10 protein-coding genes are annotated in these 11,804 nt (G+C 63.5%); 8 read left to right on the top strand and 2 right to left on the bottom strand.

Translation table 11 applies throughout. The features are described 5' to 3' along the window. Positions 1–5: 5 nt before the first annotated feature. The gene (locus P9230_RS16430; protein ID WP_127214024.1) at positions 6–1,796 is read right to left on the bottom strand and encodes an NAD(P)/FAD-dependent oxidoreductase; all 1,791 of its coding nucleotides are present in this window, start codon (positions 1,794–1,796) and stop codon (positions 6–8) included. Between the two features lie 50 nt (positions 1,797–1,846). Next, a complete protein-coding gene (locus P9230_RS16425) occupies positions 1,847–2,794 on the bottom strand; it encodes a MurR/RpiR family transcriptional regulator (RefSeq protein WP_278119932.1) in 948 nt (315 codons plus the stop codon). 271 nt (positions 2,795–3,065) lie between these two features. On the opposite strand from P9230_RS16425, the gene P9230_RS16420 reads away from it, so the two are divergent. From P9230_RS16420 to kdpB, 8 genes are all read left to right on the top strand, one after another. Next, positions 3,066–3,899 carry an ABC transporter ATP-binding protein gene (locus tag P9230_RS16420; protein WP_067318820.1) on the top strand — a complete coding sequence of 278 codons (834 nt, stop codon included), beginning with the start codon at positions 3,066–3,068 and terminating at the stop codon, positions 3,897–3,899. Next, positions 3,896–4,744, top strand: a complete 849-nt coding sequence (locus tag P9230_RS16415) for an ABC transporter permease (protein ID WP_067318822.1) — start codon at positions 3,896–3,898, stop codon at positions 4,742–4,744. Before P9230_RS16420 ends, P9230_RS16415 begins: the two co-directional genes overlap by 4 nt. A 73-nt stretch (positions 4,745–4,817) precedes the next feature. Continuing rightward, a complete protein-coding gene (locus P9230_RS16410; protein WP_278119930.1) occupies positions 4,818–5,987 on the top strand; it encodes an ABC transporter substrate-binding protein in 1,170 nt (389 codons plus the stop codon). A 74-nt stretch (positions 5,988–6,061) separates the two neighbouring features. Further along, a complete protein-coding gene (locus P9230_RS16405; RefSeq protein ID WP_067003969.1) occupies positions 6,062–7,153 on the top strand; it encodes a Gfo/Idh/MocA family oxidoreductase in 1,092 nt (363 codons plus the stop codon). 497 nt (positions 7,154–7,650) lie between these two features. Then, positions 7,651–7,740: a K(+)-transporting ATPase subunit F gene (locus tag P9230_RS16400; RefSeq protein WP_067003971.1), complete on the top strand. Its 90-nt coding sequence runs from the start codon at positions 7,651–7,653 to the stop codon at positions 7,738–7,740. 22 nt (positions 7,741–7,762) lie between these two features. Continuing rightward, complete coding sequence (kdpA, locus tag P9230_RS16395; RefSeq protein WP_278119928.1) at positions 7,763–9,466, top strand: potassium-transporting ATPase subunit KdpA; 1,704 nt, start codon at positions 7,763–7,765, stop codon at positions 9,464–9,466. 7 nt (positions 9,467–9,473) lie between these two features. Continuing rightward, positions 9,474–9,704 carry a hypothetical protein gene (locus P9230_RS16390; RefSeq protein WP_067319613.1) on the top strand — a complete coding sequence of 77 codons (231 nt, stop codon included), beginning with the start codon at positions 9,474–9,476 and terminating at the stop codon, positions 9,702–9,704. Then, positions 9,701–11,797 (top strand): potassium-transporting ATPase subunit KdpB, encoded by a 2,097-nt coding sequence (gene kdpB, locus P9230_RS16385; protein ID WP_278119925.1) that lies wholly within the window; start codon positions 9,701–9,703, stop codon positions 11,795–11,797. Before P9230_RS16390 ends, kdpB begins: the two co-directional genes overlap by 4 nt. Positions 11,798–11,804 lie beyond the last annotated feature (7 nt).

Below are 11,804 nucleotides of genomic sequence, written 5' to 3'. Positions count from 1 at the left end.
TTGGCTCACCGTCGCGAATTGCTCGGCTCGCCATAGACCGGCGTCGCAATCCCCTCCATCCGCGCCTTGAGCTGCAGCGCCACGAACTTCGAATAGAAGCGCGACAGCGCGAGATTGCCGCCGTGGAACCATAGCGCCTCCTGGGCGGTCGGCTTCCACATGTTGCGCAACTCGCCCTGCCACGGGCCGGGATCGCCCTTGACGCCGGAGCCGAGGCCCCAGCACGGCCCGACCTTGTCGGCGACCTCCCGGGAAACGATCCCTGCCACGGTCTCGTTCATCGACTGGTAGCCGGTGCAGGAGACGATCGCGTCGACCGCCAGCTCGCTGCCGTCCTCAAACAGGATGCCGGTCGGCGTCAGCGATTTGATGCCGACGCCGCTCTTCACCGCGATCTCGCCGTTCAGGATCAGCTCGCAGGCGCCGACATCGATGTAGTAGCCGGAGCCGGTGCGATAGGCTTTCATAAGCAGTCCGGTCTCGTCCTCGCCGAAGTCGATGGCAAAGCCGCTGTCGCTGAGGCGCTTGTAGAAATCCGCGTCGCGCTCGCGGATGACGTCATAGAGCGCCCGCTGGCCTTTTGGGACCAGCGCGAAGGGTGTCGAAGCCACGATCATGTCGGCCTTGTCGGTGGTGATGCCCCGCGCCAGCGCCTTTTCCGAAAAGATCTCGAAGCCGACCTCCATCAGCGTGTCCGACTTCACCACCGTCGTCGGCGAGCGCTGCACCATGGTGACCTTGGCGCCGGCTTCCCAGAGGTCGACGCTGACATCGTGGCCGGAGCTCGCCGCGCCGATCACCGCGACGTGCTTGCCGCGGAATTTCTCGCCGGTCGAGTACTGGCTGGAATGCAAAAGCTCGCCTTTGAAGCTGTCCGCGCCAGGCAGATCGATCTGCCGCGGCGGCCCGTAGGCGCCGGTGGCGAACACGATGTGCTTCGGCTTCAGCGTGATGCGCTCGCCGGCGCGATCGACCACCACCGTCCAGAGCTTTTCGGGCTCGTCATAGGCCGCACTGATGCATTTGGTGGCGACCCAGTAGTTCAGCTCCATGACGCGGGCATACATTTCGAGCCAATCGCCCATCTTGTCCTTGGGCGTGAACACCGGCCAGTTTTCCGGGAACGGAATGTAGGGCAGATGGTCGTACCAGACCGGGTCGTGCAGCACGAGCGAGCGGTAGCGGTTGCGCCAGGAATCGCCGGCGCGCGCGTTCTTCTCGACGATGAGGGTGGGAACACCGAGCTGCCGCAGACGGGCGCCGAGCATGATGCCGCCCTGGCCGCCGCCGATCACCAGGCAATAGGGCTGCTCGTGCACGCCGAGCTCACGCGCCTCGCGCGCTCTTGCTTCCGCCCAGGTCTCGCGTTCGGGATCGGCCTTGTGGCGGATGCCGAGCGGCCGGGCAGGCCCCTTCTGCTCCTCGAAACCCTTGAGCTCGCTCATCGCCGTGAACAGCGTCCGGCAGCGGCCATCCTTGAGCCGCAGGATGCCCTCGCCTCGCGCCACGGCCGTCTCGAAGCTGAACCAGGCCTCGATGACGCCGTCGGCGACGCTTGACTCCCCGGACAGGCGCCAGTGCGATGGTTGCGTCGAGGAAAGCGTCGCCTTGAGCATCTCGCGGACCGCCGGTTGGCCGTCCACGGTCTTGATGTTCCATGTGAAGGTCAGCAGATCGCGCCAGTAGCAATCGTCCACGAAAAGGTGCGTCGCCGCCTCGATGTCACCCGCCTCGAGCGCGCGGCCGAATGTGCCGAGCCAGGTTGCCGCCTGTTGCGATGGTGCGATGTCGAGCATTGATGTTCGTTCCCCTGAATACGCAGATCATAGCCGCGTTGCGACTGTTCTCAGTCGCCGAGCGGCTCCATCTCCTTCCCCGTCCGATGGATCTGGGCGTTATATTTGATGCGGCGCACCGTCTCGCGCGCCGGGCCGTCGAGCTTGTAGGCGGACGCGACCGCGAGCAGGTCGATGGCCGCAAGGAAGGCGTAGCGCGAAGCTGTCGGCTTCAGCGTGTCGGGATATTCGGGAACCGCCATCGTCAGCTGGACATCGCAGACGCGTGTCAGCTCCGTGTCCGGCGCGGTCACGCAGATCGCGTCGGCGCGATAGTGCTTGGCAAGCTCCACCGCCTCGATCACCTCTCGGGTACGGCCGGTCGCCGATATCGCGATCACCACATCGCCCGGCTTCAGCGTCGAAGCCGTCATGCGCATCAGATACGGATCGCATTGCGCGCTGATGGTGATGCCATAGCGAAACAGGCGATACTGCGTCTCTTGCGCCAGCGCCGATGAGCTGCCGCCAAGTCCGAATACCGTCACTTGCCTGGCCTTGGCGATCAGCTCCGCCGCTTTCTGCAACTGCCCTGGATCGATCTGCCGTTCGGCCTCCTGCAGCGCGCGGCGCGCTTCGCCGAAGACGGCGTGCCAGAACGGCATGCCGCTGTCGCCGTTCGTGGGTTGCGGCTTGGTGCTAAGATAGAGCGCGCCGACGACGAGGCTCTGCGCCAGCTTCAGCTTGAAGTCGCGCACGCCGTCGCATCCGATGGCGCGGCAGAAACGGGTGACCGTCGGCTCGCTGACCTGGGCGCGCTGCGCCAGCGCGGCATTCGATGCATCGACGGCATATTTGACGTCGTCGAGCACGACGTCGGCGACGCGGCGCTCCGCCGGCCGCAAGTCCGTGTAGCTGTCCTTCACCTGCGAAATGATGTCGGGGAAGCGCCTGACATGATCATGCCGGCCGTCATCCCCGTCGGAAATCCGCAGCGCCTGGCTGTCAGCTTCGGTCATTGGCCGTCCTTCTCTGCCGTTTCTGGACCACCATATTTGCGATTATCCGCCGGCTGGCCATGGGCAATCAGCCGAAGTGAGTATGTAGGAAAGTAACACACACTGCAAGCGCGTCTAAACACAGGCGAAATCAGACGCTTAGATAAGCTTTAGTTGAATCTGATGGCGCCAGATCTTTGCCACCGCTTGACAGTAAAGTAGGATAGTTACAGACTGATTTCGCGGACAGAGGGGGCTCCGGCAACCCAATCACGCAGTCTCCGAGGGGAGCATGAATACCGGCAGCGCAAGAACGCCGAAGCTCGGCGTGCAGGCAGCGAGCAAGGTTTATACCACGGCCTCCGGCGATCTTCTCGCCCTGGACCGCTGCAGCCTCGACGTGCACGCCAACGAGATCGTCTCCATCGTCGGCCCCTCCGGCTGCGGCAAGACCACGCTGTTGTGGTCGATGTCGGGTCTGCATCGTCTGACCAGCGGCGCGATACTGCTTGACGGCAAGGAGGTCACCGGCCCGCGTCCCGAGATCGGTATCGTCTTCCAGGAAGCGAACCTTCTGCCCTGGCGCAATCTCGACGCCAACATAAACTTCCCGTTCGAGATCAAAGGCGAGAAGCCCGATCGCGCCTGGATCGCGCATCTGCTTCATCGCGTCGGGCTCGACGGCTTCGGCGGCAAGTTCCCGCGCGAGCTTTCCGGCGGCATGCAGCAGCGCGCGGCGATCGTCCGCGCGCTGGCGCTGAAGCCTTCCGTGCTCTTGATGGATGAGCCCTTCGGTGCGTTGGACAGCTTCACCCGCGAGGAGATGAACCGCCTCGTCGAGGAGATCTGGCTCGATACCAAGACGACCATCGTTTTCATCACCCACAGCATCGAGGAAGCGATCTTCCTCTCCGACCGGGTCGTGGTGCTGACCGCGCGGCCGGGACGCGTCGCCAAGGTCTACGACGTGCCGTTCCCGCGCCCGCGCTCGCTGGAGATCATGGCCACCAAGGAGGTCTTCGACCTCACCAACCGCATCAAGATGGACATCGTCGGCGAGCGCCGGCCGAAGGCGCAGGAGCAGCTGCAACACAAGAGCGCTGAAATCGTGAGGATCAGACCGTGAGCGGGGGCGACGCCATTCCGGAATTCTCCAAAGCCAAGTCCGGTGACGGCCAGGATGTCAGCCTCACCAACCTCTCCGCCTTCGCCGGCGGCCCAGGCATCAAGTCCGGCGCCGAGGTGGCCGCGATTCTCGTCGTCGCGGTGGTGATCATCGGCGGCATCGAGCTGGCGCTGCGCATCTTCCACGTGCCGCAATACATCATGCCGCCGCCGAGTGCGATCGTTTACGCTTTATTCGACGAGTTCCCGCTGATCGCGCCGCATCTCGGCTACACGCTGGTCGAGCTCTTCTCCGGCTTTGCCATCGGCGCCGTCGTCGGGCTGGTGATGGCGGCGGTGATCACGCAGTTTCCCTTCGCCGAGAAGATCGTCGCGCCTTACATCTTGATCCTCGTCACCACGCCGATGCTGGCGCTGGTGCCGCTTCTCATCCTGCGCTTCGGCTTCGGCTACACGCCGCGCATTATCGCGGTAGCTTTAGCCGCCGGACCGATGGTGATGATCAATGCCGCGACCGGGTTCCGGCGCGTGGACAGCGCCAAGATCGCGCTCGCTCGCTCCTATGGCGCGAGCACCTTGCAGATCTTTTGGAAGATCCGCGCGCCGATGGCGCTGCCGATGATCCTGGTCGGGCTGATGATCGGCGCGATCTTCGGGCTCCTCACTGCGGTAGGTGCCGAGATGGTCGGCGGCGGCTTCGGCCTCGGCAACCGGCTTACCTCGTATTCGTCGATGATCCAGATGCCGCAATTTTTCGCGGTGGTGCTGATCCTGTCGACGCTCGGCATCCTGATCTACGTGCTCTTCTTCCTGATCGGCAAGAAATGGGCGAGCTGGGAGGCATGAGCGCGGACGCCCGGGGGACGGGCGAAGGCAAGGGCAAGCGATCGACAAGGGCAATCAACAAAAGGGGAATGCCATGACCAACGAAAGCTTATTCACAACGACAAGAGCGAGCATCAGCCGCCGCTACTTCCTGCAAGTGACGGCCGCCGGCGTGGTGACCGCCACCGCGCTCGGCGCATCGGGTCTGAAAGCCAGGGCGGCGGCTTATGAAAAATTCACCTGGATCTCGCCGCGCGGCACGCTCGAAGTGCTGGACGACTATCCCTACTGGTCGGCCAAGAAGGCCGGCTATTTCGGCGACCTCGCCACCGACATGCAGCCGGGTCCGTCGGACGGCACCGCGACGGTCAAGTTCGTCGATGTCGGCCAGGCCGACATGGGCTTCCCCTCGCCAGGTGTCTTCTCCTTTGCCATCCAGAACGGCATGAAGCTGAAGTCGGTGTTCCACATGGGCGCGCGCGACACCTTCAGCATCGCTTTCCGCAAGGGCCAGGGCACCAAGAACCTGAAGGACCTCGAAGGCAAGACGATCCTTCTCGGCTCCGCCGCTTGGCAGGCGATCGTCGATCCGCTGCTTGCCGCGCAGGGTGTCGACATCAAGAAGGTGAAATATGTCGAGGCCGGGTGGCCGACCTGGGGCACCGCGCTCGCCGGCGGCCAAGGCGATGCCGCACTCTCCTGGGAAGGTCTGCGCGCCGAATGGATCGCCAAGGACCTCGACTTCGAATATTGGCTCGGCGTCCAGAATTCCAAGCTTCCGGCCAACACCTTCGTCGTGCGCGCCGCCGATCTCGAGGATCCCGACAAGAAGGCCTTCCTCGAAAAATATCTGCGCGGCTGGGCGATGGGCCTCGAATTCGGCTACCAGAACCCGCGCGCGGCCGTCGAAGCCGTGTTCGAGCAATTCCCGACCTTGGCCAAGAACCTTGGCCCTGAGCTCGGCACCACCTCGATCCTGCAGCAGATCAACGTCTTCCGCGGTGACATGGACAAGCGCAGTGGCTGGGGCTCGCACGACATGGCGAGCTGGCAGGGCTTTTTCGACGAGATCCTGAAGATCGGCCAGATCACCGCGCCGGTGAAGGCCGAAGACGTCTGCACCAACGACCTGATTCCGACCGCCAACGACTTCGACAAGGCGAAGGTCAAGGCCGATGCCGACGGCGTGAAACTGTCGGAAGGCTTTGCCGCGCTCGACGTCGAGAAGATCAAGGCGCACCTGTTCGATTCCGCCGTCAAGTAAGGCGGGCGCATTGACCATCGGGCGGCGCCTGATGCCGCCCGAGCTACTGTTCAAAGAGCATTGGGGAGGCTGACATGGCCGACAAAGTAAAAATCCTGGTGGTTGGTCTGGGCAATATGGGCGCTTCGCATGCGAGCGCCTATCACCGCTCCGACGGCTTCGAGATCGTCGGCATCATGAGCCGCACCATCAAGAGCAACAAGAAGATCCCGAAGGAGCTCGCCGGCTATCCGCTCTATGAGGATTTCGACTTGGCTCTGAAGGAGACCAAGCCGGACGCGGTCTCGATCAACAGTTGGCCGAACACGCATGCCGAATACGCGCTGAAGGCGATCGCCGCCAACTGCCATGTGTTCATGGAAAAGCCCCTCGCCACCAACATCGCCGACGCCGAGAAGGTGGTGGCCGCCGCGCGGGCCAAGAACCGGAAGCTGGTTCTGGGCTACATCCTGCGCGTCCACCCGTCCTGGATCAAATTCATCGAGGTCGGCAAGACGCTCGGCAAGCCCCTGGTGATGCGCCTCAACCTCAACCAGCAGAGCAGCGGCAGCGCCTGGCACTGGCACAAGAACCTGATCGACTCGCTGATCCCGATCGTCGACTGTGGCGTGCACTATGTCGACGTCATGTGCCAGCTGACCGGCGCCAAGCCGGTGCGCGTGCACGGCATCGGCGCCAAACTCTGGGCCGAGGCCGACAAGCAGAACTATGGCCATCTGCACGTCACTTTCGATGATGGCTCGGTCGGCTGGTATGAAGCCGGCTGGGGCCCGATGATGAGCGAGACCGCCTATTTCGTGAAGGATGTGGTCGGCCCGAAAGGCGCCGTTTCGATCGTCGCCGGCCAGTCCGCAAGCAGCGCCAAGGAAGCCGAGGAGGTATCGGATTCCGCCGACATCGACCGCCACACCAAGACCGACGCGCTGAAGATCCACTACGCGCAGGTCGATGGCGACAAGAACTTCTCGAAGCCCGACGAGATCGTCAGCATGGAGGACGAGCCCGGCCATCAGGAGCTTTGCGACCGCGAGCAGGCCTTCTTCCTGCGCGCCATCCGTGAGGACCTCGATCTGACCGAGCAAATGGATGCCGCCGTCAACAGCCTGCGCATCGTTTTAGCCGCCGAGCAGAGCATCGCGGAGAAGCGGACCGTCGAGCTGACCTGAAGCTTCCGGTCAGCCTGCCGCGCAACCTCACATCTAGCCGCTTCGCGGCTGGGCAGTCCGCCGGCGGCGTGCCGATCGGCATGCAGCCAGTCGGCCGCTATGTAGCGCTCTCCACGCAGTTGGAAGAGGAGATGCCGTGCAGGGACCGGCGGCCGGCCAACCAGCTTCCGGATCTTTGGAACAGCACGTTGCCGCCGCCTTCATCCCGTGGCGTCAATTTCCTATAAGATTCCTATTTCTTTGCTCCCCGCCTCGTCTCGAACCTTTATGGCGGTCGGGTCCATATTCCCCTCGAAAAACACTTTCATCGCCATCGCCGCCAAGGTGACGGGCGGTCCTGTGCAATTTTGAACTCGACCGTGTCGGGGTGCAAAAACAAGCCGAAACAAGGAATGCCTGCAATGGACCTCGTTGTTCTCGGGATGGGGATTTTGTTCTTCGTCCTGTCCTTAGCTTACGTCAAAGCCTGCGACAGAATCTGATCGAAGGGTCTTACAATGCTTTTCGACTACGTCCTCGGCGGCGCGGTGACCTTGTTCTTGCTTGCCTACCTCACCTACGCCCTCATCCGCCCAGAGCGCTTCTGATCGGCATACGGAAAGTCAGTTCATGACACTCAACGGCTGGATACAGATCCTCGTCTATTGCGGGATCCTGCTTTTGCTCGTGAAGCCGCTCGGCGGCTACATGCACCGCGTCTTCAAAGGCGATCGTACGTTGCTGTCGCCCGTGCTTGTCCCGATCGAGCGCGGCCTCTATCGCCTCGCCGGGACAAGCGAGAAGGAAGAACAGCACTGGGCCGCCTACGCCACCGGCATGCTGCTTTTCAACCTCGCCGGTTTCCTCGTGCTTTATGCCTTGCAGCGGCTGCAGGGCGCGCTGCCCTACAATCCCGCCGGGATGGCTGCGGTCGAACCGGAGCTCGCCTTCAACACCGCGGCGAGCTTCGTCACCAATACCAACTGGCAGAACTACGGCGGCGAAAGCACGATGTCCTACCTCGTGCAGATGGCCGGCCTCACCGTCCAGAACTTTGTTTCGGCCGCCACCGGCATTGCCATTGCGATCGCGCTGATCCGCGGCTTTGCCCGCGCCTCGGGCAAGTCGATCGGCAGTTTCTGGGTCGACCTGACCCGCTGCACGCTTTACGTGCTCCTGCCGGCCTGCATCGTGCTGACGCTCGTCTATGTGTGGCTCGGCATCCCGCAGACGCTTGGACCCTATGTCGACGCCACCACGCTGGAAGGCGCCAAGCAGACGATCGCGCTCGGCCCAGTCGCCTCTCAGGTCGCCATCAAGATGCTTGGCACCAATGGCGGCGGCTTCTTCAACGCCAATGCCGCGCATCCTTTTGAGAATCCGGACGCCATCTCGAACCTGATCCAGATGCTGTCGATCTTCGCGCTCGGCGCCGGTCTCACCAACGTCTTCGGGCGGATGGTCGGCAGTGAGCGCCAGGGTTGGGCCATCCTTGCCTCGATGGGCGTGCTGTTTCTCGTCGGCGTCATCGTCTGCTACTGGGCCGAGGCCGCCGGCAGTCCGCTGGTGCATGCGCTCGGCATCGACGGCGGCAACATGGAAGGCAAGGAGACGCGCTTCGGAATTGCGTTGTCGGCGCTGTTCGCGGTCATCACCACGGCCGCCTCGTGCGGCGCCGTGAATGCCATGCACGATTCGTTCACCGCGCTTGGCGGCATGATCCCGCTGATCAACATGCAGCTTGGCGAGGTCATCGTCGGCGGCGTCGGCGCCGGCTTCTACGGCATCCTGATGTTCGTCGTCCTTGCCGTCTTCGTTGCCGGCCTGATGGTCGGCCGCACACCGGAATATCTCGGCAAGAAGATCGAAGCCAAGGAGGTCAAGATGGCGATGCTTGCCATCCTCTGCCTGCCGCTGGCGATGCTGATCTTCACGGCTATCGCCGTGGTCCTGCCGAGCGCGGTGGCCTCGATGGCCAATGGCGGCCCGCACGGCTTCACCGAGGTGCTCTATGCCTATACGTCGGCGGCCGCGAACAACGGCTCGGCCTTTGGCGGACTGACCGGCAACACGCCCTGGTACAACATCACCATCGCGATCGGCATGCTGATGGGCCGCTTCCTGGTCATCATCCCGGCTTTGGCCATCGCCGGCTCGCTGGCCGCAAAGAAGACCGTGCCTGCTTCCGCCGGCACCTTCCCGACCGACGGCATGCTGTTCGTCGGCCTCCTGGTCGGCGTGATCGTCATCGTCGGCGGCCTCACCTTCTTCCCGTCGCTCGCCGTCGGTCCGATCGTCGAGCATCTGGCGATGATCCGCGGACAGACTTTCTGAGATGACCATGCCTTGGTTCAACAACATACCTCGGCACGATCGTCACCAATCCGGTGACGGAACGCCCGATGACGGAGGGGACGAGAAACCTCGTCCTTTCCCGACGCTCTCCACCTTCCTCGGCATGGCGGCCGTGCTGTTCGTGCTGTGGCTGCTGGCCTCGGGCCTTCCGCATCTGTTGCCGAAGACCGAACACCCGGCGCCATCCAACATCACCGATACTGGAGCCTTAAAATGAGCCAGTCCAAATCCGCGAGCATTCTGGATGCCAGCATCCTGATGCCCGCCATTGGCGGCGCTTTCCGCAAGCTCGATCCGCGCACGCTGATCAAGAACCCGGTGATGTTCGTCGTTGCCATGGTCTCAGCACTCACCACCGTGCTGTTCGTCAAGGATGTCATCACCGGCGGCGGCGATCTCGGCTTCACCTTGCAGATCATCATCTGGCTGTGGTTCACCGTGCTGTTCGCCAACTTTGCCGAGGCCGTGGCCGAGGGGCGCGGCAAGGCGCAGGCGGACTCGCTGCGCAAGGCGCGCACCGAGACCCAGGCCAAGCTGCTCGTCAACGCCGAGGATCGCGGCAAGTTCAAGTTGGTGCCTGGCACCAGCCTGAAGGTCGGCGACATCGTGCTGGTCGAAGCCGGCGACATCATCCCTTCCGACGGCGAGGTGATCGAAGGCGTGGCTTCCGTCAACGAGGCGGCAATCACCGGCGAATCCGCGCCTGTGATCCGCGAATCCGGCGGCGACCGCTCGGCCGTCACCGGCGGCACGCAGGTGCTGTCCGATTGGATCCGCGTGCGCATTTCCGCCGCCTCCGGCCAGACCTTCCTCGACCGCATGATCTCGCTGGTCGAAGGTGCGGAGCGCCAGAAGACCCCGAACGAGATCGCGCTTAACATCTTGCTTGTAGGCATGACGCTGATCTTCGTCCTGGCCACCGCGACCATCCCGAGCTTCGCCTCTTATTCCGGCGGCTATATCCCGGTGACGATCCTCGTCGCTTTGTTCGTGACACTGATCCCGACCACGATCGGCGCGCTGCTTTCGGCCATCGGCATTGCCGGCATGGATCGCCTGGTGCGTTTTAACGTGCTTGCCATGTCCGGCCGCGCCGTCGAGGCTGCCGGCGACGTGGACACCTTGCTCCTCGACAAGACCGGCACCATTACGCTCGGCAATCGCCAGGCGACCGAGTTCCATCCGGTGAAGGGGGTGACCGAACAGGAGCTGGCCGATGCTGCTCAATTGGCCTCGCTGGCTGACGAGACGCCGGAAGGCCGCTCGATCGTGGTGCTGGCGAAGGAAAAATACGGCATCCGCGCCCGCGATATGGCGACCTTGCATGCCACTTTCGTGCCCTTCACCGCGCAGACCCGGATGAGCGGCGTCGACATCGACGGCTCGTCGGTGCGCAAAGGCGCGGTCGATGCCGTGCTAGCCCATGTCAATCAAGCAACGGTGGCAAGCCATGGCACGCGTCCGACAAGCGACACCATGCGCGACCTGCAGGCCAGGGCCGACGAGATCGCCAAGGCCGGCGGCACGCCGCTGGCGGTCGAGCGCGACGGGCGCCTGCTCGGCGTCGTCCACCTCAAGGACATCGTCAAGGGCGGCATTCGCGAGCGTTTCGCCGAGCTTCGCAAGATGGGCATCCGCACGGTGATGATCACCGGCGACAATCCGCTGACCGCAGCGGCCATCGCGGCCGAAGCCGGCGTCGACGACTTCCTCGCCCAGGCGACGCCTGAAAACAAGCTGTCGCTGATCCGCGAGGAACAGGCCAAGGGCAAGCTTGTCGCGATGTGCGGCGACGGCACCAACGATGCGCCGGCGCTCGCCCAGGCCGATGTCGGCGTCGCCATGAACACCGGCACGGTCGCGGCGCGCGAGGCCGGCAACATGGTCGACCTCGACAGCGATCCGACCAAGCTGATCGAGATCGTCGAGATCGGCAAGGCGCTGCTGATGACGCGCGGTTCGCTGACCACCTTCTCGATCGCCAACGACGTCGCCAAGTATTTCGCCATCATCCCGGCCATGTTCGCCGTGTTCTACGTCGCGCCCGGCCAGTCGGTAGGCCCGCTGCAGGCGCTCAACATTATGCATCTGGCGACGCCGCAGAGCGCCATTCTGTCGGCGATCATCTTCAACGCGCTGATCATCGTCGCGCTGATCCCGCTGTCGCTGAAGGGGGTGAAATACCGCGCCATCGGCGCCGGCGCGCTGCTCACCCGCAATCTTCTCGTCTACGGCCTTGGCGGCATCATCGTGCCGTTCGCCGGCATCAAGGCGATCGACCTGATCGTCACGGCTCTTGGCCTGGCATAGGGACCCA

It is taken from the genome of Mesorhizobium sp. WSM4887, from assembly GCF_029625865.1.
Lineage (GTDB): Bacteria > Pseudomonadota > Alphaproteobacteria > Rhizobiales > Rhizobiaceae > Mesorhizobium.
Note: the sequence above shows the minus strand (reverse complement) of the source record. Positions and strands in the feature narration are given on the sequence as shown.

Bases quoted from the DNA above. Each gene is read 5' to 3' on its own strand.
- P9230_RS16430 (WP_127214024.1), bottom strand. From the start codon at position 1,796: ATGCTCGACATCGCACCATCGCAACAGGCGGCAACCTGGCTCGGCACA.
- P9230_RS16425 (WP_278119932.1), bottom strand. From the start codon at position 2,794: ATGACCGAAGCTGACAGCCAGGCGCTGCGGATTTCCGACGGGGATGAC.
- P9230_RS16420 (WP_067318820.1), top strand. From the start codon at position 3,066: ATGAATACCGGCAGCGCAAGAACGCCGAAGCTCGGCGTGCAGGCAGCG.
- P9230_RS16410 (WP_278119930.1), top strand. From the start codon at position 4,818: ATGACCAACGAAAGCTTATTCACAACGACAAGAGCGAGCATCAGCCGC.
- P9230_RS16405 (WP_067003969.1), top strand. From the start codon at position 6,062: ATGGCCGACAAAGTAAAAATCCTGGTGGTTGGTCTGGGCAATATGGGC.
- P9230_RS16400 (WP_067003971.1), top strand. From the start codon at position 7,651: ATGCTTTTCGACTACGTCCTCGGCGGCGCGGTGACCTTGTTCTTGCTT.
- kdpA (WP_278119928.1), top strand. From the start codon at position 7,763: ATGACACTCAACGGCTGGATACAGATCCTCGTCTATTGCGGGATCCTG.
- P9230_RS16390 (WP_067319613.1), top strand. From the start codon at position 9,474: ATGCCTTGGTTCAACAACATACCTCGGCACGATCGTCACCAATCCGGT.
- kdpB (WP_278119925.1), top strand. From the start codon at position 9,701: ATGAGCCAGTCCAAATCCGCGAGCATTCTGGATGCCAGCATCCTGATG.